22 protein-coding genes are annotated in these 19331 nt (G+C 57.2%); 11 read left to right on the forward strand and 11 right to left on the reverse strand.

All coding sequences use genetic code 11. The features are described from left to right. Positions 1 to 72: 72 nt before the first annotated feature. Positions 73 to 333, reverse strand: a complete 261-nt coding sequence (rpsT, locus tag IEX74_RS17995; RefSeq protein WP_188815393.1) for a 30S ribosomal protein S20 — start codon at positions 331 to 333, stop codon at positions 73 to 75. Between the two features lie 140 nt (positions 334 to 473). Continuing rightward, complete coding sequence (locus tag IEX74_RS18000) at positions 474 to 1211, reverse strand: DUF4142 domain-containing protein (protein WP_188815394.1); 738 nt, start codon at positions 1209 to 1211, stop codon at positions 474 to 476. Between the two features lie 272 nt (positions 1212 to 1483). On the opposite strand from IEX74_RS18000, the gene IEX74_RS18005 reads away from it, so the two are divergent. Next, a complete protein-coding gene (locus tag IEX74_RS18005; RefSeq protein WP_188815395.1) occupies positions 1484 to 2467 on the forward strand; it encodes a YheT family hydrolase in 984 nt (327 codons plus the stop codon). 105 nt (positions 2468 to 2572) lie between these two features. On the opposite strand, the gene rsmG is transcribed toward IEX74_RS18005, so the two are convergent. The 3 genes from rsmG to IEX74_RS18020 all read right to left on the reverse strand — a co-directional run bounded on the left by rsmG (position 2573) and on the right by IEX74_RS18020 (position 5163). Then, the gene (gene rsmG / locus IEX74_RS18010; protein WP_188815396.1) at positions 2573 to 3199 is read right to left on the reverse strand and encodes a 16S rRNA (guanine(527)-N(7))-methyltransferase RsmG; all 627 of its coding nucleotides are present in this window, start codon (positions 3197 to 3199) and stop codon (positions 2573 to 2575) included. A 216-nt stretch (positions 3200 to 3415) separates the two neighbouring features. Beyond that, positions 3416 to 4039 carry an RNA polymerase sigma factor gene (locus IEX74_RS18015; protein ID WP_188815397.1) on the reverse strand — a complete coding sequence of 208 codons (624 nt, stop codon included), beginning with the start codon at positions 4037 to 4039 and terminating at the stop codon, positions 3416 to 3418. Next, entirely contained in the window at positions 4030 to 5163 is a 1134-nt protein-coding gene (locus tag IEX74_RS18020; RefSeq protein ID WP_188815398.1) for a glycosyltransferase, read from the reverse strand. Before IEX74_RS18020 ends, IEX74_RS18015 begins: the two co-directional genes overlap by 10 nt. A 168-nt stretch (positions 5164 to 5331) precedes the next feature. Between IEX74_RS18020 and tgt the strand changes: the two genes are divergently transcribed. The 3 genes from tgt (at position 5332) to IEX74_RS18035 (ending at position 8681) form a co-directional block, all read left to right on the forward strand. Beyond that, the gene (tgt, locus tag IEX74_RS18025) at positions 5332 to 6462 is read left to right on the forward strand and encodes a tRNA guanosine(34) transglycosylase Tgt (protein WP_188815399.1); all 1131 of its coding nucleotides are present in this window, start codon (positions 5332 to 5334) and stop codon (positions 6460 to 6462) included. Positions 6463 to 6564: 102 nt separating this feature from the next. Next, complete coding sequence (locus IEX74_RS18030; protein WP_188815400.1) at positions 6565 to 7641, forward strand: LptF/LptG family permease; 1077 nt, start codon at positions 6565 to 6567, stop codon at positions 7639 to 7641. A gap of 125 nt (positions 7642 to 7766) precedes the next feature. Continuing rightward, positions 7767 to 8681 (forward strand): DMT family transporter, encoded by a 915-nt coding sequence (locus IEX74_RS18035; RefSeq protein ID WP_188815401.1) that lies wholly within the window; start codon positions 7767 to 7769, stop codon positions 8679 to 8681. Positions 8682 to 8796: 115 nt separating this feature from the next. Here the strand turns inward: IEX74_RS18035 and ispE are convergent, their stop codons facing one another. Beyond that, positions 8797 to 9609 (reverse strand): 4-(cytidine 5'-diphospho)-2-C-methyl-D-erythritol kinase, encoded by an 813-nt coding sequence (ispE, locus tag IEX74_RS18040; RefSeq protein WP_188815402.1) that lies wholly within the window; start codon positions 9607 to 9609, stop codon positions 8797 to 8799. A 126-nt stretch (positions 9610 to 9735) separates the two neighbouring features. Between ispE and IEX74_RS18045 the strand changes: the two genes are divergently transcribed. Genes IEX74_RS18045 through IEX74_RS18055 form a run of 3 tightly spaced genes read left to right on the forward strand, consistent with a single transcriptional unit; the run spans position 9736 to position 12195 of the window. Next, positions 9736 to 10389, forward strand: a complete 654-nt coding sequence (locus IEX74_RS18045) for a sugar transferase (RefSeq protein ID WP_188815403.1) — start codon at positions 9736 to 9738, stop codon at positions 10387 to 10389. After that, positions 10386 to 11063: an acetyltransferase gene (locus tag IEX74_RS18050; RefSeq protein ID WP_188815404.1), complete on the forward strand. Its 678-nt coding sequence runs from the start codon at positions 10386 to 10388 to the stop codon at positions 11061 to 11063. Before IEX74_RS18045 ends, IEX74_RS18050 begins: the two co-directional genes overlap by 4 nt. After that, positions 11056 to 12195: a DegT/DnrJ/EryC1/StrS family aminotransferase gene (locus IEX74_RS18055; protein WP_188815405.1), complete on the forward strand. Its 1140-nt coding sequence runs from the start codon at positions 11056 to 11058 to the stop codon at positions 12193 to 12195. The genes IEX74_RS18050 and IEX74_RS18055 overlap by 8 nt, the downstream gene beginning before the upstream one ends. Positions 12196 to 12248: 53 nt before the next feature. Here IEX74_RS18055 and IEX74_RS18060 read toward each other — a convergent pair whose 3' ends face one another. Further along, positions 12249 to 12614, reverse strand: a complete 366-nt coding sequence (locus IEX74_RS18060) for a winged helix-turn-helix transcriptional regulator (protein WP_188815406.1) — start codon at positions 12612 to 12614, stop codon at positions 12249 to 12251. A 131-nt stretch (positions 12615 to 12745) separates the two neighbouring features. Between IEX74_RS18060 and IEX74_RS18065 the strand changes: the two genes are divergently transcribed. Then, positions 12746 to 13444, forward strand: coding sequence for a nitroreductase family protein (locus IEX74_RS18065; protein WP_188815407.1), 699 nt, complete (start codon positions 12746 to 12748; stop codon positions 13442 to 13444). Positions 13445 to 13577: 133 nt separating this feature from the next. Further along, a complete protein-coding gene (locus IEX74_RS18070) occupies positions 13578 to 13742 on the forward strand; it encodes a hypothetical protein (RefSeq protein WP_188815408.1) in 165 nt (54 codons plus the stop codon). Between the two features lie 29 nt (positions 13743 to 13771). Here the strand turns inward: IEX74_RS18070 and IEX74_RS23385 are convergent, their stop codons facing one another. Both IEX74_RS23385 and IEX74_RS18075 read right to left on the reverse strand, forming a co-directional pair. After that, positions 13772 to 13897: a hypothetical protein gene (locus IEX74_RS23385; RefSeq protein WP_262892044.1), complete on the reverse strand. Its 126-nt coding sequence runs from the start codon at positions 13895 to 13897 to the stop codon at positions 13772 to 13774. A gap of 176 nt (positions 13898 to 14073) precedes the next feature. After that, a complete protein-coding gene (locus tag IEX74_RS18075) occupies positions 14074 to 14673 on the reverse strand; it encodes a Rossmann-fold NAD(P)-binding domain-containing protein (protein WP_188815409.1) in 600 nt (199 codons plus the stop codon). Positions 14674 to 14932: 259 nt separating this feature from the next. On the opposite strand from IEX74_RS18075, the gene IEX74_RS18080 reads away from it, so the two are divergent. After that, positions 14933 to 15706, forward strand: coding sequence for an AraC family transcriptional regulator (locus tag IEX74_RS18080; protein ID WP_229755360.1), 774 nt, complete (start codon positions 14933 to 14935; stop codon positions 15704 to 15706). A 79-nt stretch (positions 15707 to 15785) separates the two neighbouring features. Beyond that, the gene (locus tag IEX74_RS18085) at positions 15786 to 16517 is read left to right on the forward strand and encodes an SDR family oxidoreductase (protein WP_188815411.1); all 732 of its coding nucleotides are present in this window, start codon (positions 15786 to 15788) and stop codon (positions 16515 to 16517) included. A 263-nt stretch (positions 16518 to 16780) separates the two neighbouring features. Here IEX74_RS18085 and IEX74_RS18090 read toward each other — a convergent pair whose 3' ends face one another. Together IEX74_RS18090 and IEX74_RS18095 are read right to left on the reverse strand one after the other, a co-directional pair. Then, positions 16781 to 18370, reverse strand: coding sequence for a glycoside hydrolase family 43 protein (locus tag IEX74_RS18090; protein WP_188815412.1), 1590 nt, complete (start codon positions 18368 to 18370; stop codon positions 16781 to 16783). Positions 18371 to 18428: 58 nt separating this feature from the next. Then, on the reverse strand, positions 18429 to 19331 hold a 903-nt coding region (locus tag IEX74_RS18095), incomplete at its 5' end, for a glycoside hydrolase family 97 catalytic domain-containing protein (RefSeq protein ID WP_188815413.1).

Below are 19331 nucleotides of genomic sequence, written 5' to 3' on the forward strand. Positions count from 1 at the left end.
GGTACTCACGCAAAAAGGCCCCGCAACTGAATGCAGGGCCTTTTCTATGAAAAGAGCAGAAGCAGTCCTATGTTAGGCAGCCGCCAGTGATTTCACGAACTTAGCCAGCTTCGACTTGTTGTTAGCTGCTTTGTTCTTGTGAATGATGTTCTTCTTAGCCAAACGATCCAGCATAGAGGATACTTTGCTGAACAGCGTTTGTGCTTCAGTAGCATCCGTGCTAGCACGCAGCTTCTTGATAGCGGTGCGGGTCGATTTAGCCTGGTAACGGTTCAACACGCGCTTGGCTTCGTTTGAGCGGATGCGCTTGAGGGCCGACTTATGATTCGCCATGGGTATATGGAATTGACTTTCTGCTCGGTTTCGATTCAGTTTGGGTTTGCAAAGGTACGAATCCGATTTGAATTAGCAAATAGTAGACGGATAGTAGTCGTAATCAGTGCTCCTACTCCCCCTGCTCAAAGCTAGCTTGACTAATCAACCTTCTTCTCTAAATCACCTGCCATCTTACGGTGCGACTCGAGCATGGGCAGCGTTTTGGTAGCAAACGCCTGAACGGCGGGCGTTTCCGCACCTTTGCTTTTCACCTGGAACATAGCAATGTCCATAGCGTGCGCCGTTTCCATAGCATCCATGTAGGCTTCATCGAAGTCTTTTCCTGACTTGCTGTTAACCTTATCCAGCATGGCCTGGTGAATTGGCATCAGGGCCTGCGAAGGCTGCACGCCGAGCGGTGTGGCTACGGCCTGCATTTGTTGCGTGGCTTTGGTATGATGGTCGACCATCATCTGCCCAAATTTCTTGACGTCGGCACTGGCGGCTTTCTGCGCGGCCGCTTGCCCGGCCTGTATTTCCAGTAAGTTACTACTGGCTGCCGTTAGCAGGAACGTTGCGTCGGGCATGGTAGCGAAGGTGCCCATAAAGGCATTTATATCGGTGCCGGCGGCAGCACCGCTTGCACCGGCTGTTGCGGCAGTAGTTACGGTTTGGGCCGAGCCCATATCAGTACCAGCACCAACGGCTCCGCCCGTAGCAGTATTGTCGGCGTTGGTTGCCGTTGCGCTGCCAGCGCCCCCCGCACTACTACCGGTGCCAGTACCACTTCCCACCGTCGATTCAGAACCGGCTCCGGTACTTGTACTACTACAAGCAGCGCCAAATAGGAGTGTGGTAGCTAACAAAAGATGCGGAATTGCTTTCGTTGTTTTCATGTTTGTGTGTTTTTAGATCAGTGCACATTCATACGATGGATTGCGAACTAAGTAGACGCATTTTTCCCTTTTTAATTATATCATTTATAGCAAAGTACTACTGTTGAGTCTAGCTTACTTGTCAATCACACCTGTTTGAGCTGACCACAGCCAATAACTTTGTACTCCATCAGCAGTTGTGATATCATTTAATTGTATGCATGCATACTTATTCGCTGCTTGTATTTCTTAGCTGACTAACTCTATTTCATTTTAGCTAGCCTCTCATCCAGATGCCACTTGTTGCCCACTCGCCCTACCAGCCGCCGTTTTATCTGTTCAACGGTCACCTGCAAACTATCGTCCCTAGTGTTTTGCGTTCAGTACCGGAGGTGCGCTACCAACGTGAACGAGTGGAAACAGAAGACGGCGATTTCCTCGATTTAGACTGGGCACGGCAACAGGGGAACTCCGCTGACATGCTGGCTATTGTATCGCATGGGCTGGAAGGCGATGCGAGCCGCCCGTACGTGCGGGGCATGGTGCGCGCCCTGAACAAGGCCGGCTTCGATGCGCTGGCTTGGAACTACCGGAGTTGTAGCGGCGAGATGAACCGCTTGTTGCGCACCTACCACCTAGGTGACACCGATGATCTGGATCTTGTGGTGCGCCATGCTCTGGCAACCGACCGCTACCAGCGCGTCTACCTTACGGGCTTTAGTGCCGGAGGCAATATCACGCTTAAGTACCTGGGTGAAAATCCAGATAGGGTACCGCCGCAGGTGCAGCGGGCGGCGGTTTTCTCCGTCCCGACGGATTTGCGCTCCAGCTCGCACCAGATTTCGCGTCCCGAAAACCGCATTTACCTCAAGCGCTTTCTCAAATCGTTGCGCACGAAAATGCGCCAGAAAGCAGAGCTACTGCCCGGCCAGATTGACTTGGCGGATATTGATGAGCTGCGCGACTTTCCGCAGTTTGATGCGCGCTACACGGCCCCGATGCACGGCTTCTCGTCGGCGGAGGAATACTACGAAAAAGCTAGCTCGGGCCGCTACCTTAGCCAGATTCGCATCCCGACACTGCTGGTGAATGCGCAGAACGACCCGTTTCTGGCGCCTACCTGCTTTCCGCGTGAGGTAGCGGCGCAGAGCAGGTTTGTGTTCCTGGAAACGCCGCCCGAAGGCGGGCACGTCGGCTTTGGCGAAGGCACGCCGGATGGTGCTTATTACTCCGAGCGGCGCGCCGTGGAGTTCCTGACCGCCGAAGTGCCGGCATGATGTAGCGCGAAGCTTGTGCTTCGCGTGTTGTAGAATGATTGGCACCTAGGTTATACCACCGAGTGTCGTGCGACGATACGCCAAGCACAAGCTTTGCGCTACAGCCTACCGGGCGGAGCTAGCCGGCACAAATACCACTTTCTTCGTTTCGAAGAATTCTTCGGTGAAATAATCACTGAGGTTGTAGATGGCCGTCGGCAATCCTGCTTCCTGGATTTCCTCTTCCAGATCACCGCCTTTCAGGTAATACAGGCCGCTTGTGTTAGCAACGCCGGGCTTGTAGCGATGCATAATCCAGGGATGAAAGGTAGCTAGGCGCGCCACGGCCCGACTAACGATGTAGTCGTACTTGTGCCGGAGCTGCTCGGCGCGGGTTTGTTCGGCCGTCACGTTGCTCAGACCTAAGGCCTGCGCCATTTCCTGCACGGCATGAATCTTCTTGCCGATGCTATCCACGAGGTGAAACTTCACTTCCGGAAACAGAATGGCGAGCGGCAGGCCCGGCAAACCGCCGCCCGTGCCCACATCCAGCACCGACGCGCCAGCCGGGAACTGAACTACTTTGGCAATGCCGAGCGAATGCAGAAAATGCTTTTCACCTAGGTTTGCTACGTCGGTGCGCGCCACCAGGTTCAGGCGGGCGTTCCAATCCCGAAACTCCGTTTCGAGGCGTTGAAAAAGCTGCTGTTGCTCGTCGGTGAGCGTGGGGAAATAGCGCTTTATAATATCCATCGGCGCAAAAGTACAATGCTAGGCGCAGTGGTACTACGACTCCAAAGTCGTAGTACCACTATCGTAGGCTGATAACTGGTTTGACGACGCGCACGCCGCCGTTCAACGACGTGGTACTACGACTTTGGAGTCGTAGTACCACACCTTTCTCTATAAAAAATGCCCTAGCAAAAAGCCAGGGCATTTAGACTAAATAACGAATCAACAAGTAGTCATTTAAATGATGTGCTTCTTGTTTTTTACCATGTCGAAGAGCAGCTCGCGGGCGCGGTGCAGCTGGGCTTTCACGGTACCTAGGGGTGCCTTCAGCTCCTGCGCAATTTCCTCGTAGCTCAGCTCATCGAAGTAGCGCAAGGTCACGAGGCGCTGGTATTTATCGGGCAGCCGCGACACGACGTGCTGCATGATTTCGATCTTCTGGTTCTTGATAGCTGACTCCTGCGGGTTCAGGTTGCCGTCGCGGAAGTCAATGGTAATTTCGTCGCCGTTATCAATCTTAATAGCGGAGTCAATGGACATCGTCTTGATCTTATTCTTGCGAATAAAGTCGATGCAGTTGTTGGTCGCAATGCGGAACAGCCACGTACTGAAGGCGTACTCGGGGTTGAACTTGTGCAGGTTGCGGAAAGCCTTGGCGAATGCCTCAATGGTCAGATCCTCAGCATCATCGGGGTTGCGCACCATCTTCAGCACCACGTGATACACGGGCTTCTTGTAGATCTGCATCAGCTCGGCGTACGCCTTCTCGTCGCTCTGCTCAACGGCCGCTCGAATCAGCTTGAAATCGTGCTTGGCCTTGGCTGAAAACTGCTTTTGTATTTCCTGGTTGTTTACTTCCATCGGAGAGTGCGGTAGAGGAACAGGGAGATTCCCAGAGCGAGATAATTGAAAAAATAAACTGCGTCGAGCACCGGAAGCCACGCTACCGGAAGTCGGTCGTCGAGGCGCCGGCTGAGCCGGTCATAAGTGGCACACACAAACAAGGTGCGTACTCCCAACAGAGAAATCAAAGGTACCCAATCGGACCGGGAAAACAGTAACGCCAGCACTGTGAAATAAAAAAGCAGATTAGTACCAATAAAGTTTCCGATTCTTATCCGGTCGGCCAAGCGGTAGCGACTTCCGGCCGACAGATGCCGCCGTTTTTGCTGCCACCACGCGCTCCAGGTTTCGGCAGCCCGGCTGAGTGTTTGTGCTGCCGGGCTAGCTTCCACTGCCACGCGCTGACCGACCCGCACCGCGTCTTGCACCAGCAGGTCGTCGTCGCCGCTGAGGCTGCGGATATGAGAAGCAAATCCTTTCGTGGCGCGGAAGCAGCTTTGCGTATAAGCCAGGTTTCGCCCCACGCCCATGTATGGCTGCCCACGCCACGCGAACGACAAATACTGCGCTCCGGTGAGTAGGGTTTCAAACCGAATCAATTTATTTAGAAAGCTAGGTTCTGCCTCGTAAGCTGAATAACCAAGCACAACATCGGCCGGCTGCACAAAGCCGCGTTGTATCAGCCTGATCCACTGGTCGGTACTCGGAATGCAATCGGCATCGATGAAGAGCATCCGCTCGTGGCGCGCTACTTTGATACCTAGGGTTAGGCCGTATTTTTTGGGGGCGAAACCAGCTGGCGTCCGGTCTACCGTGACGATGCGCACGTTGGGGTAGTACTGCGTGAGCTGCTGGGTGTAGAGGTAGGTTTCGTCGTCGGAACGGTCATCAATCAGCACGATTTCGAAGCCAGCGGGATAATCCTGGCGCAAGAGCAAGGGCAGCAGCTGACGCAGATTCTCTAACTCATTGCGGGCACAAACCACGACCGAAACGGGCTCCTCGGCGGCGGTAGCAGGGCTAGGTTCCGGCGGCTCGGGCCGCAGCGCAAAGGGCAGGAAATAATAAGCCGCGTAGAAAAGCTGCACCAGCACGCACGCCAGCAGCAGCCACACGGCCGGGGAAAAATGAAACGGTAACACAGCGAACGAGATAAGTAGGCAAAAGTAGGCATTTGAGTACCTTTGTTGTTCTAACGTCGGTTCCCGCACAGGGCGCAGTGTTTTCGCAGATGACGCAGAGGCTGTTCCAGAACGACTCAGCGCCCTCTGCGAAAACACTGCGCCCTCTGCGGGAACCGCTTCCTAGCCATGACCTTCGATTTAGTAACCCAAGATCCGCATACCAAAGCCCGCGCCGGCGTGGTGCACACCGCTCACGGCGCCATCGAAACCCCGATTTTCATGCCTGTTGGTACCGCTGGCACGGTGAAAGCCGTGCAGCAGCGCGACCTTACCAACGACGTACAGGCGCAGATTATCCTAGGTAATACCTACCACCTTTACCTGCGGCCCGGCCTCGACGTGCTCCGCCAAGCTGGTGGTCTGCACAAGTTCAACGGCTGGGACCGGCCCATCCTGACCGACAGCGGCGGCTACCAGGTGTATTCGCTCAGCAACACGCGCAAGATCAAGGAAGAAGGCGTGAAGTTTCGCTCTCATATTGATGGCTCGCAGCATCTGTTTTCGCCGGAAGGAGTGATGGATATTCAGCGCACCATCGGGGCCGATATTATGATGGCGTTCGACGAGTGCACGCCCTGGCCCTGCGAGTACGACTACGCCCGTAAGTCGTTGGACATGACACACCGCTGGCTGCTGCGCTGCATTCAGCGCTTTGACAGCACCGAGGCCCACTATGGCTACGATCAGACGTTGTTCCCGATTGTGCAGGGCAGCACCTTCAAGGATCTGCGCATCAAATCGGCGGAGTTCGTGGCCGAGCAGCAGCGCGAAGGCAACGCCATCGGGGGCCTGAGCGTGGGCGAGCCGGCCGAACTGATGTACGAGATGACCGAACTGGTGTGCGACATTCTGCCCAAGGACAAACCTAGGTATCTGATGGGTGTCGGGACGCCGGCCAATATTCTGGAAAACATAGCGTTGGGCGTAGATATGTTTGACTGCGTGATGCCGACCCGCAATGCCCGCAACGGCATGCTGTTCACCACGCAGGGCATTATGAACATCACGAACAAGAAATGGGCAACCGATTTCGAGCCGATTGACACTGAACTTGGCGGCTACGTCAGCACGTTTTACTCGCGGGCATACGTGCGGCACTTGTTCCAAAGTCAGGAGATGCTCGGTCCGCAAATTGCCTCCGTGCATAACCTGACCTTCTTCCTGTGGCTGGTGAAACAGGCTAGGCAGCAGATCCTGGCCGGCACCTTTCGCGAGTGGAAAGAGCGCATGGTGAAGCAGGTAATGAGTAGGCTGTGAGCATTGGTTTTTGGTTGTTTGTTTTTGGTTTTTGGCATCACGCCTACCTCATTTTGAAAACAGAACAGCCAAAAACCAAAAACAACCAACCAAAAACCAATAATGAAGCTGCTCGATAAATACATTATTCAGAAGTTCCTGACTTCCTTCATCTTCACGGTGCTGGTGCTCGTCATGGTTATCTGCGTGATTGACTTCACGGAGAAGAACGACGATTTCATCAAGCATGACTTGTCGGCAAAGAAGGTGCTACTGGAATACTACGTTAATCTGTTCCCGTACTTCGCCAACCTGCTCTCCCCTATCACGGTGTTCATCGCAGTGGTGTTCGTGACGGCCCGGTTGGCGGCGCGCACCGAGATTGTCGCAATTCTGGCCAGTGGCGTGAGCTTCAAGCGGTTGCTGCTGCCGTACATCATGGGCGGCACCATTATCGGCATTGTGACTTTCGGGCTGACGGGCTGGGTTATTCCGCTCGCCAACAAAACCCGCGTGGCCTTTGAAAGGCTCTACGTGAAGAATCCGTACGTGTACAAAGGGCGCAACGTGCACATGAAGATCGGGCCGCGGACCTACGCCTACATGGAGAGCTACGATAACACAAACAACGTTGGCTACCGCTTCGCCCTTGAAACGATTGAAGGCACGCAGCTGAAGCGCCGCCTGACCGCCGACGCTATCAGCTGGGATTCGACGCGGCGGGCGTGGAAGCTCACGCCGCAGGTCGTGCGCACCTTCAACGGGCAGCAGGAAAAGCTGCTGACGCTGCCCGCCCGCGACACCACGCTTAACCTCTACCCGAAGGATTTCGCCAGCACCTATCGCCTCTCCGAAACGCTCACGCTGCCGGAGCTGAATGCTTTTATCAACCAGAAAATAGAGCGCGGCGCCGACGATACGCAGGTGTATCTCAGTGAGAAATACGAGCGCTACGCGTATCCGTACGCCATTATCATCCTCACGATCATCGGCGTTATCCTGAGTGCCCGCAAATCGCGGGCGGGCGTGGGCGGGCAGATTGCCCTAGGTTTTGTGCTGGCTTTCGTGTTCATCATCTTCGTGATTCTGAGCCGCAACCTAGCCCAGGTCGGCGACATGCACCCGATGCTGGCCGCCTGGGTACCGAGCATCGTGTTTACCGGCATTGGCCTGGCCCTCTACCGCTTCGTGCCGCAATAGTGGTAAGATGGTGAGGTGGTGAAATGGTGAGTTTAATGTTTGGCTGGCGCAAATAGCGTGCTTTTGCCCCACTTACACCATTGAAGCCCCAAGCTCACCATTTCACCACCTCACCATTTCACTTAATGTTGAAAGACTACCTCCGCTTACACTTCATTGTTTTGCTTTGGGGCTTTACGGCTATCCTGGGCAAGCTCATTTCGTTGCCGCCGGTGGAGCTGGTGTTCTGGCGGACGCTGCTGGCTTCGGTGGGCCTTGCCGTGTTGCTGATGGTCCGTGGCCAAGGCTGGCAGATGCCGCTTGGGTCGGCTTTGCGACTGCTGAGCGTGGGCGTTCTGGTTGCTATTCACTGGATTACGTTTTTTCTGGCGGCGCGCCTTTCTTCGGTCAGTGTGTGCCTGGCGGGACTGGCTACGCTGGCGCTGTGGGCGTCGCTGCTGGAGCCGCTGCTGCTTTGGCGCCGCGTGCGCGGCTACGAAGTAGGCCTAGGTTTGCTGACGATGGTTGGGCTCTACCTGGTGTCGCAGGCGGAGCTGGACCAGCTGCTGGGGCTGAGCGTGGCTATTCTCTCGGCGGGCCTGTCGGCGCTGTTTAGCGTCCTGAATTCCAAGCTGGTAAAGCAGCACTCCCCGCTGCGACTCACCTTTTACGAGATGATGGGCGCCTGCTTGGCCATTGTGGTGTTTTTGCCGATTTACGGTCGCTATTTCACAGCGGGCGCGGGCCTGCACCTAGCCCCTGCTCCGCTCGATTGGCTGTGGCTTTTCGTACTGGCCGGGGCCTGTACCGTCTACGCTTTTTCCAGCTCCGTGGAGCTAATGAAGCGCCTTTCGGCATTCGTCATCAACCTGACTATCAACCTGGAACCCGTGTACGGCATTGGGCTGGCAGTACTTATTTTTGGGCAGCAGGAGAAAATGTCGGGCGGCTTCTACCTAGGTATTGTGGTTATTTTCTTCAGCGTGCTCATTCATCCGGTCCTCGACCAGTGGAACCAACGGCGCCAACGCAAGCCGGAACCGATGGAGGCTGTTTTGTAGGAACGTGCCACGGCGCGTTCTCGTCCCGCCGAATGCAGGCTAGGTTGCCGTGCGGCAGTCGTGTGTAACAACGAGTCGTTCAACGCCGAACGCGCGAACGCGCCGTGGCGCGTTCCTACAAAATACCGTCCCAGACCTGATACGCTTCTGGCAATAGTAGCTGGGGTAAGTTCTCGCGCCCCGGAAACAACCCATATACCGCTGAACCCGAGCCCGATAAGCTAGCATACGAGGCTCCCGCATCGTATAGCGCCTGCTTTAGCTCGCCGAGCAGGGGATAGTGCGGAGCCAGGGCATCTTCAAAATCGTTGCTTATTAGGCTGCGCCACTGCTCTATGGGCTGGGCCAGGCTCTGGCGCAGATCGTGGCGGGGTGCCTGGGGCTTCACGCGGGCGTAGGCTTCGGCCGTGCTGATGTGCAGGTCAGGATAAATAACCTTACACGCCATACCGGTCAAAACCAAGTCAATTGGCTCAAAAACGTCGCCTTTCTCGTAGGCAAAAACAGGCTTGTTTTGAATAAAAAACGCGCAGTCGCTCCCTAACCGACGGGCGTAATCTTCCAGAGTTTCAGGTGTGAGGTTCAGCTCGAAAAGCTCCGTCAGCGCCCGCAGCGCAAACGCCGCATCGCCGGAGCCACCACCTAGCCCGGCCCCGATGGGCACCGTTTTGTGCAAATGCATCTGCACGGGCGGCAGGTTGAAATCCGCCTTCAGCAGCTCATACGCCCGCCAGCAAAGGTTGGTAGCCGGGTCGCCCGGAATTGGGATACCGCTGAGCGTTAAATCGTTGGTGGCAGCCGGCAGAATTTCCAGCGCATCGCACCACGGCAGCGGCACGAAAACCGACTCTAGGTTGCGGAAGCCGTCGGGGCGCTGGCTAGTAATGTATAGACCTAGGTTGAGTTTAGCGTTCGGGAAAACAAGCATAGGAAAGCGAAGCGTACGGGGCAATGCCAGCACACAAGCGGCCAACACGGGTGCAAACTAAAGCTTACGCTACAGAAAAAGCTACTTTTGAATCTTTGTTGCGCTCCGCCGGGTTCGCCTTTTCGTATGTCAGCCTCCTCTCCCTCCGATTGGTACCGTTCTTGGGGTAAGCGCCTACTCGATGTGGCGCTGGCCGGGCCGCTGCTGCTGCTCACGCTGCCGTTGCTGCTGGCTGCGGCCTTGGCCCTGAGGCTGGCAAACGGTGGGCAGATCGTATTTCGGCAGCTTCGCCCCGGCCTCAACGGGACATTATTCACGCTTTACAAGCTCCAGACCATGACCAATGCGTGCGATGCGCAAGGCCGCTTGCTTCCGGATGCCGAACGCCTCTCCCGCCTCGGTCGTTGGCTGCGTGCGACTTCCCTGGATGAGCTGCCGCAGCTCTGGAACGTGCTGCGCGGCGACCTTAGCCTGGTGGGCCCCAGGCCTTTACTGCCTCACTACCTGCCGCTTTATTCCCCAACACAGGCGCGGCGGCATGAGGTGCGGCCGGGTATTACAGGATGGGCGCAGGTGAATGGGCGCAATGCTATTTCCTGGCAGCAGAAGTTCATCTACGATGTGTGGTACGTCGAGCATGTGTCGCTGGGGCTGGATTTGCGCATTCTGGCGCGCACCTTCTGGAAGGTGTTGAAAGCGGAAGATATCACGACGGCGGGCCATGCCACAACAGCGGCTTTCACCGGCAATCAGCCCAACCAAGACGAAAACCTAGCATGAGTAATACAGCTGCAAACGGCGCGGTATTGCCTCGTCTGGTGATTTTCGGGGCGGGCGGCTTAGGTCGTGAAGTGCTCGTGCTGGCCCGCCAGATCAACGAAGCATTGCCGGCTTGGGAGCTGGCGGGTTTCTTTGATGATAAGGCACCCGCTACCTCGCAGATTCACGGTCTGCCCTACCTAGGTTCTGCCGCCGACCTGAATGCGACCCGCGAGCCGCTGCATGTGGTTGTTGCCGTTGGCAACAGCCGGCACCGGGCCGCAATTGTGCAGCAGCTCACGTCGCCGTTGCTGCGCTTTGCTACGCTCATTCACCCGGGCGTGGCGTGCCGGCCTTACCAGCAGCTTCGTATTGGCGAGGGTAGCGTTATTAGCCAGGGCTGCATTCTCACCACGGATATTTCGCTGGGCAAACACGTCCTGCTGAACCTAGGTTGCACCGTTGGCCACGATGCCGTGCTGGAAGACTTTTGCTCGCTGATGCCGCACGCCAACGTGGGTGGGGAAGCGTACCTGGAAACCGGCGTTTACCTAGGCACTAATGCAACCGTTATCAACCAGGTACGGGTTGGAGCGCGTACCATCGTAGGGGCCGGCGCAGTAGCCGTGCGCGACCTGCCCACCGACTGCACGGCCGTGGGCGTGCCCGCCACCGTTATCAAAAGCCATGCGTAGCCAAGACCACGACCGAATTTTCCTCTCCCCGCCGCACCTAGGTCGCCACGAGCTGAACTACGTGCACAAAGCCATTGAGGACAATTGGGTGGCACCGGTCGGGCCGAACATTCGAGGTTTCGAGCAGGAGCTTTGCCAGTACACCGGCGCCGCGCACTGCGTTGCCCTGAACTCGGGTACGGCGGCAATCCACCTGGGTTTGGCAGTGCTCGGCGTGGGGCCTGGCGATGAAGTGCTGTGTCCATCGTTCACCTTTGTAGCTACTGCTAACCCAATTACGTACCTAGGTGCCACGCCCGTATTCGTGGATAGCGAATCGACTACCTGGAACATCTGCCCCGTTCGGCTACGCGAAGCCATTGAAGATCGGCTGCGGCGCGGCCAAAAGCCCAAAGCACTGATTATCGTGCACTTGTACGGTATGCCAGCCCAGCTAGAGCAGGTGCTGGCAGTAGCGGCGGAGTACGAAATTCCGGTGCTGGAAGACGCGGCCGAAGCGTTGGGCTCGCGCTACGACGGGCAGCAGCTCGGCACATTCGGGGCGGTCAGTGTGCTTTCGTTTAATGGCAACAAGATCATCACGACCAGTGGCGGCGGCGCCCTGCTCACCAGTGAAGCTAGGTTTGCGCAGCAAGTGCAGTTTTTGGCTACCCAGGCCAAAGATCCGGCCCCGCACTACGAGCACTCCGTCACCGGCTACAACTACCGCCTGAGCAACATCCTGGCGGGTATTGGTCGTGGGCAGCTGGAGCTGATTGAAGATCGGGTGAAAAAGCGCCGGGAGATTTACACTTGGTATCATCAGCATCTGCAAGCCAGCAACTTACTGCAAGTCGGCCCGCCCGAGCCCGTCGGCAGCCGCTCCAACCGCTGGCTTACCACGCTATTGCTTGCCCCCGCTCAAACGGAGGTTACCGTCGAGCGGCTGCGGCTGCACCTGGAGTCGCACAACATTGAGTCGCGGCCGCTGTGGAAGCCCCTACATTTGCAGCCGCTTTTCGCGCAGGCACCTAGGTACGGCGGCGCGGTGTGTGAGGAACTGTTTCGGCGCGGCCTGTGCCTACCCTCCGGCTCAGCCATGACGGACACGGATCTGAAGCGGGTAGCTGACGCGGTTCGAGAGGTGTGCTGAGCTTTTAGGCGCTCCTATCGAAGAAAGGCTGGACGGTCACGTTTACATCCTTCTCAGTCCGCAGCTTGAATAATACGTGCGCGATGTTGAAGCCCCCAATCGGCGATACTATCAGTTAACGCCTTTAAGGATTTTCCGTTTTCGGAAATGCTGTACGTCACCGCCAGCGGTTTACTAGTGGAAACGGCTCGGGTGATAAGCCCATTCATTTCTAAGTCCTGGAGCTCGCGACTCAGCACCTTACCGGCAATGCCCGTCACATCTCTTAAGAGGGTGGAATAGCGCATCGGTTGATGGCAGAGACGCGCGATAATGGCTAATTTCCATTTGCCACTCAAAATATCTAGGGTATCATCAATGGCGCGCATCCGCTTGGCACACGCGCTGCTGATGGGATGGTCTGCCGTTCCTTTTTCCATAGCTCAGTTGGTTACCTGCTTGTCCCTTAGAGGGGTCAATTGCCGCTGTTACTTTTTGTCCCAAAGGTACTAAACGATCGTAGGCACTTGTACTTTTGTCCAAGGTTTACTTCGTCAAACGTTCAAACAGCATGAGTTTACTAACCGATTTGCAGTGGCGTTACGCCACGAAAAAGATGAATGGGGCGACCGTCCCGCCGGAAAAACTAGCCTACATCCTAGAGGCTGCCCGCTTAGCCCCTTCGTCTTCCGGCTTGCAGCAGTATAAGATCATTGTCATTTCTGACAAGGCCTTGTTGGAGAAAGTAAAAGGCCTAGCCTATAATCAAAGTCAGATTACCGACTGCTCCCATCTACTAGTCTTTGCGGCCTGGGATGGCTACAGCGATGCGCGGATTTCCAGTGTATTTGACTATATGATGGATGAGCGCAGCTTGCCACACAACACGATGGACGGCTATAAAAAGGTCATTATGGAGCTCTACGAGCGGTCTGGCCCAGAGTGGCAGGCCCATCATGCAGCCAAGCAAAGCTATATTCCCTTTGCGATGGCGATTGCGGCCGCGGCCGAACAAAAAGTAGATGCCACCCCGATTGAAGGCTTCCTCTCCGACAAGCTGGATGAACTCTTGAAGCTACCGAGCAGTGGGTACCGCAGCACGGTGCTCTTGCCGTTAGGCTACCGGGAAGAAGCGGGCGATTGGTTGGTGAAGATGAAAAAGGTGCGGACCCCTATGGCGGCCTTCGTGACCGAAATGACGCTCGCAGATGCCGCAGACACGGCAGAGCTGCCGATGGCCCAAAACCTGGACGTTTACATTCAGGACTAATTCATTGCGCGCCCCCAAAGCATAAGACGCTAGCCAACAACACACCTGGTTTACCTTATCCCTAAACCAGGTGTGTTGGTAAAGGGCACAGCGTCCAGCTGGGCAGGGCCCTTACTTAGCTGCAGTCGGCATTATGACGCCGACTGAGGAGACAATTCCCTTGTTCAAGTATCTGCTGCAGAAGCTCAGCGCATACAGTCTGGTGTATCTGCACATTGTCGGGCCAAGGGAAGACTTAACGGGCACGCCGGTGGAGGCATTGCAGGACAATTACTTCCAGCATTTTCGCCAGAACTAAATGCGCAGCAGCTCGCACTCGGTAATGGCCTAAATGCCCGCTGCCGTGGGCCGGTTGCTATAGAAGCTTTCCACGTCCATGATGAACTGGTTGGGCCGCAGGAAGCACGTCGTGGCTTCCTCCCCGGCTGGGAGCCTACCAAGTACATGCGGCACATCCCGGCGCTGACGAAGCCAATCTGGCGGGAAACCTCGCCGGGGGCGAAGAAATGCTCGCCGGCCCGGAACCGCTGGGGTGTGAAATGGCTCGTGAGGGTGGCAATTTCTTCCGGACTCAGCACGCCGCCAAAACTGAAGGTCTTGCGTAGATTTTCCATGGAACCGGGCCGCGCTTATTTCACCAGCCCGAGGGCCAGCAAACTCTCGGCGCAGGCAATGACGACCTGCTGCGGGTCAAGCAGTTGCCAGTGTAACAGCTGCTGAGCCTTTCGGTTGTCGCCTTGCCGCTGCGGACCTAGGTCTACCAAGATGGGCTGGATGGCTGGGTCGAACCAGCTCAGCACTTGCGTCAGGACATTCGGCAGCACCCGGCGCGGGATGCGGCGGTCAGGAAACCGGGTCCGCAGCAGGGCGGCCACCTGCGCCAGTGTCAGGAAGCCTGAAGTACCCAGGAAGCGCTGGCCCGCGGCAGCGGGCTGCTCCATGCCCCGCTGCCGCAGGGCGGCCACCGAGCGCACGTCCACGATGTCGAAGCTCATGGCGGGCACGGCGGGCATGCTGCCGTCCAGCAGCTTGAGCACAGCATTGGCGGAATTGCCGAAGTCCTCCTCCAGCACCGGCCCCAGAATCAGACCGGGAAGTACGGAAGTTAGCTCCAACTCGTTGGTGTCCGTCGCCATAAAGTCCCAGGCGGCCTTTTCGGCCAGGGTCTTGCTCCGGTAATAGGAAGTGTTATCGACCCGGTTTGCGGCATTAGTCCGAAGCGGCGGCAAATTTGGTTTGGGTGACTACCTGCGCGTACGCTTTCACCTGATCGTGCACGGCCCGAAGCTGCGCTGAAATCACCGTCCCTTACCCGTTGCTGTAGCCAGGCAGGGGCAATTTCTACACCCTGCAAGGTAACTTTGGGTTATGGATCCGCTTGCCCGCCCGCTACCCTTACCCGTTCATACTTTTCAACCGGACGACGCAACGGGTAACCCGTTGTTTACGCTTGTCCGATTGGAGGGAGCGCTCGTTCCCGTTCCTTATATGCTGCTGCCACACCGCAAGGACTATTACCTGCTGTTTTTTGTCAAGCATACCAGCGGCCGCCACTGGGTCGACATGACCCCCTATGCGCATCAGGACAACACCCTCTACTTTACGAATCCTACGCAGATTCTCGTCAACGAGGAACTTGCCCCGGCCTGGGGCACTTACCTTGGGTTTACGCGCGAGTTCTTAGCCCTGCAGCCGACGGCGGCACTGCAAGACCTGCCCCTCATCCAAAACCCCCACCATGGGCACCAGCTTCGGCTGAACACAACGGAAGCCGCCTTTGTGGAGCAAGTACTTGCGCACTTGGAAACCGAGTACTACCGCCCTGGCTCTTGGCAGCACCAATTACTGAGCGCGCATATGAGCGTGCTGCTCACCTACCTGAGCCGGCTCTATACCGAGCAGCTGCCAGGCCCCGACGCGGCGGCCGACCAACGGGTGCTTACCGCCTATCAAGCCAAAGTAGAGGAACACTTCCGCGAGGTGCACGAAGTGGGTGCGTACGCAAACCTGCTGAACCTATCGGCGCGGCAGCTAAGTGCGCTGGTCAAAGCGCAAAGCGGCAAGCCCGCTATCAAGCACGTGCACGAGCGGTTGGTGCTCGAAGCCCGCCGGCTGCTGGTGTACTCTGAGCAGTCCCTGAAAGAAATTGCATTCGGACTGGGCTTTTCGGAGGCTTCCTACTTCAGCCGTTTTTTCAAGCGCGAAACGGGCAGCACTCCTCTTGAGTACCGCACCAGTCGCCCGCCACGGAAAATGTCCTAGTAATCGGGTAGAATGGCTACCAGCCCCGCGTCGGCACCCTGCTACTTTTGTGCTGTTCCTTACTGGACTACCAACAAGCATGAAGAAAGCACTTATTACGGGCGCCAACAAAGGCATTGGCTTCGAAACGGCCCGGCAACTCTTGCAGCACGGCTACTTCGTGTACCTGGGCAGCCGCGATAGGCAGCGCGGTGAGCAGGCCGCCGGCCAGCTCCGAGCCGAAGGCTACTCCCAGGTGGAAGCGCTGCACCTGGATGTCACGGACAGCACCTGCATCGCCGCCGCCCGGCAAGCCCTGGGCCAGCGTACAGCGGTGTTGGACGTGCTGATCAACAACGCTGGCATTAGCGGGGGGTACCCGCAGCCAGCACTTGAGACGCCCTTGCACACGTTTCGGGAAGTGTTCAACACCAATGTGTTCGGTGCCATTGAGGTAACGCAAGCCTTTTGTGACCTGCTACGGGAGTCCTCCGCGCCGCGCATTGTCAACGTGTCATCGGGGCTAGGTTCGCTCACGCTGCAAAACGACCCCCGCTGGAGGTTTTACGCCGTGAAAGGCGGCGTCTACCCGGCCTCCAAAACGGCTCTGAACGCCTATACAATCGCACTGGCCTACGAGTTGCGGGAGACCCACTTCAAAGTGAATGCGGTGTGCCCCGGCTACGTGGATACTGATTTTACTGATCACCTGGGGGATAGTAGCCCAAGCGAAGCCGCGGCGCGGGTGCTGCAAGCCGCGCTACTCGGGCCAGAGGGGCCCAGTGGGCAGTTCTTTGGTCAGGAGGTGGGCACAGACCGAAACCCGTGGTAGCACAGCCAGCCGTCTTAGACGGCGACAGGCCAGGTGAGAGCTTGGACACTTTACTAGGTCCGTTTAGAAGATGCCCAAGCTGATTAGAGACACGTTGCTCGGCTAAAGGTGGTACATCTTCTAAGGCCTCCTTCAGAAAAGGTCCGCAAACGCCGTTCGTCATGCAGAGCGTAGCGAAGTATCTCGCGCGCTTCGTTGGATTAGTAACCCTGACGTCAGCACGCGAGATACTTCGCTGCGCTCTGCATGACCTGGCAAGCAGTTTATTTAGTCCCGTTGGTTTTGTCTGCAATTCGGAAATAATCGAAATCGGCATAGCCGCCAGGGTTCTTGGTGGCGTAGTTGAAGAGCCCAAACCGGTAGCCCATAAAATGCGGCAGCGTGTACGCCATCTTGAGCGGCCCGCCGATGGCTTTCCACGTTTTGCCATCGAGGCTATAGAAGAAAGTCGCCACGTCTTTGCGCTCCGTGAAGTCACATTCTGCCTTGAAATACACGGTGTTCTGCGTCAGCGGCAGGCGCTGCAGTTCCACGGGTTTCTCCGATTCCGCGCTAATCATAACGATGGATTTGGCGCCGTTGCGGTAGTCTACCCCTACTAGGCCGTACCGCTTTTGCAAGAGGGCTAGGCCCGCAAAATCACCGTCTTTCAGGTGCGATACATCCAGGGCCGTAGTGCCGGCGCAGGTTGGGCCGATGGTGCGTTGGGTCAGGGTGTTGCGCGCCAACAGGAAAGTGGTATCCACGCGGCCGGTTTTGAGGCGCATGTAGCCGGGGCGGTCGGTAAGCGACCAGAGGGTGTTTTCGGGATTGTGGTTCCATTGCCACACCAGTGGCAGCTCGGGCTCACCCTTGCGCCGGGCAAACTCATCTGAGGCTATTATACCCGGTATCAGGCCTTTGCTGGGGGGTAGGGACAGCGTTTGGGGTACCTTGCCGGCTGTGCCTAACACCGGCCAGCCATCGGTCCACGTCACGGGCACTAGGTAGGGAATGCGGCCCACGGCGCCGTAGTCGCGGAACAGGTAGGAAAACCACCGCCCATCGGGCGTATCGATGAGGCCGCCCTGCGCCACCCCTAGGTCTTGCAGTGCCACCCGGCCTTCGTAAGGCCCCGTGAGTTTGTCGGCTCGGTGCACCACCACCGTGCGCATGCCACCCTTCGGCCACGTGATGTTGAAGAGGTAGTACTTGCCCTTGATTTTGAACAGCTGCGAACCTTCGGCAGGCAAGCCTAGGTTGGGTCCAGCCGGGGCACTCGCGTTTTCGATAAGCACCTGCTCCGTGGCACCGAGTTTCACGCCGGAAGCGTCAGCCGTCAGTTCTATCAGCCGCAGCTTGCCGGCACCAAATACCAGGTATACGCGGCCATCATCGTCAAAAAACAAGGAGTGGTCATGGTAGCTAGGTTTGAACGACACGGCTTTCCAAGGCCCTTTCTCGATGTTCTTGGTGAAATAGATATAGGTCTTGCCCGTCGTTTGGGCGAACGTCGAGACATAGTATGTACCCTGATGAAACCGCAGGCTACTCGCCCACGAGCCGCGGCCGTAGGTGCTCTTGCCGTTGCGAAGCATTAGCTCATCCTGGCTACCCAGCGTGTCGGAGGCGTAGCTAACCAAGTGCCAGTTAACTAGGTCCTTCGATTTCATGATGGGCACGCCCGGCGTCATGTGCATAGTCGTGCTGCTCATGTAGTAGGTGTCCCCTACCCGTATCATCGACAGGTCCGGCACGTCGACGAAAATGATGGGGTTTTGAGCCTGTTTCACCTGCGCATGTAGCGGCGAACCAAAGGCAGACGCAAGGGATAGGGCTGCAAGTAAGAAACGTCTCTGTAGGAAAGAAGGCATGGGCAGGAAGTGGCGAAGGCAAGGAGAGAACTGGCTCGGCTAAGAGTACTGGCCCCGGCTAGGGCTGCACCACGAAGCCGCCCCGCGCGGGCAGCGTTACGCTGAGGGTAGTGCCCACCACGGCCCGCGTGCTGAAGCTGCGGTTGGTGTCCCCGTCGGTAATGAGGGTGCCGCTTTGCAGACCTAGCTTACCGAGGTCCAGCTGAATGGTTTTGGGGGCGTCGGTGGCGTTGATGCCGGCCACGTACCATGCGCCGCCGGGTGCCTGGCGGGCCAGCACCGCGTACTGGCCGGGGTAGCCATCCACCAGCTTCACGTCGGCCCAGCGCGGGGGTAGCTTTTTCACGAAGTCCTGCACGTAGGCGGGCTGCGCGGCCATGCCCTCGGGCACCTCGGCGTAGTGCTGAATACCGGACTGAAACAGCACCGACAAGGCCAGCTCAAAGGCGTTGGAGGTGCGGCGCTGCTTGCCTCTTATCTCCGAAAAGGCCATAGGCGTGAAGTCCATCGGGCCCACGGCGTTGCGGGTGAAGGGCAGCGTGGCGCAGTGCGTAGCCTCCTGGTCGGTGTTGCGCTGGTCAAAGGTCAGGAACTCGAAGCCCTTCACCGCTTCCATCGTCATCAGGTTAGGGTAGGTGCGGTTCCAGCCTCTGGGGAGGGTCGTGCCGTGAAAGTTGACGAGCAGACCGGCTTGGGCAGCATCCGTCAGCAAATCCTGGTAGTAGTTCATAAACGACTGCCCGTCGCCGCCGAAGAAGTCGATCTTTATTCCCACAATGCCCATCTGCTTAAGGCGGGCAAACTCCTGGCGCCGGCTTTCGGGCTCAAAAAGCACGTTGGTCGGGGTTTGCGGGGCTTGGTTCCAGTGGCCGTTGGAGTTGTACCACACCAGCAGGCCCACGTTTTTGGAGCGGGCATACTGAGCTAGCTCCTGCGTTTTGTCGTAGCCGATTTGCTTGTC

It is taken from the genome of Hymenobacter cavernae (genome assembly GCF_014641455.1).
GTDB lineage: Bacteria > Bacteroidota > Bacteroidia > Cytophagales > Hymenobacteraceae > Hymenobacter > Hymenobacter cavernae.

Coding starts and splice junctions, on each gene's coding strand:
- tgt (WP_188815399.1), top strand. CDS start 5,332: ATGACCTTCGATTTAGTAACCCAAGATCCGCATACCAAAGCCCGCGCC.
- IEX74_RS18055 (WP_188815405.1), top strand. CDS start 11,056: ATGCGTAGCCAAGACCACGACCGAATTTTCCTCTCCCCGCCGCACCTA.
- rsmG (WP_188815396.1), bottom strand. CDS start 3,199: ATGGATATTATAAAGCGCTATTTCCCCACGCTCACCGACGAGCAACAG.
- IEX74_RS18015 (WP_188815397.1), bottom strand. CDS start 4,039: ATGGAAGTAAACAACCAGGAAATACAAAAGCAGTTTTCAGCCAAGGCC.
- IEX74_RS18065 (WP_188815407.1), top strand. CDS start 12,746: ATGAGTTTACTAACCGATTTGCAGTGGCGTTACGCCACGAAAAAGATG.
- IEX74_RS18005 (WP_188815395.1), top strand. CDS start 1,484: ATGCCACTTGTTGCCCACTCGCCCTACCAGCCGCCGTTTTATCTGTTC.
- IEX74_RS18070 (WP_188815408.1), top strand. CDS start 13,578: ATGACGCCGACTGAGGAGACAATTCCCTTGTTCAAGTATCTGCTGCAG.
- IEX74_RS18030 (WP_188815400.1), top strand. CDS start 6,565: ATGAAGCTGCTCGATAAATACATTATTCAGAAGTTCCTGACTTCCTTC.
- IEX74_RS18045 (WP_188815403.1), top strand. CDS start 9,736: ATGTCAGCCTCCTCTCCCTCCGATTGGTACCGTTCTTGGGGTAAGCGC.
- IEX74_RS18035 (WP_188815401.1), top strand. CDS start 7,767: ATGTTGAAAGACTACCTCCGCTTACACTTCATTGTTTTGCTTTGGGGC.
- rpsT (WP_188815393.1), bottom strand. CDS start 333: ATGGCGAATCATAAGTCGGCCCTCAAGCGCATCCGCTCAAACGAAGCC.
- IEX74_RS18050 (WP_188815404.1), top strand. CDS start 10,386: ATGAGTAATACAGCTGCAAACGGCGCGGTATTGCCTCGTCTGGTGATT.
- ispE (WP_188815402.1), bottom strand. CDS start 9,609: ATGCTTGTTTTCCCGAACGCTAAACTCAACCTAGGTCTATACATTACT.
- IEX74_RS18080 (WP_229755360.1), top strand. CDS start 14,933: ATGCTGCTGCCACACCGCAAGGACTATTACCTGCTGTTTTTTGTCAAG.
- IEX74_RS18085 (WP_188815411.1), top strand. CDS start 15,786: ATGAAGAAAGCACTTATTACGGGCGCCAACAAAGGCATTGGCTTCGAA.
- IEX74_RS18000 (WP_188815394.1), bottom strand. CDS start 1,211: ATGAAAACAACGAAAGCAATTCCGCATCTTTTGTTAGCTACCACACTC.
- IEX74_RS18060 (WP_188815406.1), bottom strand. CDS start 12,614: ATGGAAAAAGGAACGGCAGACCATCCCATCAGCAGCGCGTGTGCCAAG.
- IEX74_RS18090 (WP_188815412.1), bottom strand. CDS start 18,370: ATGCCTTCTTTCCTACAGAGACGTTTCTTACTTGCAGCCCTATCCCTT.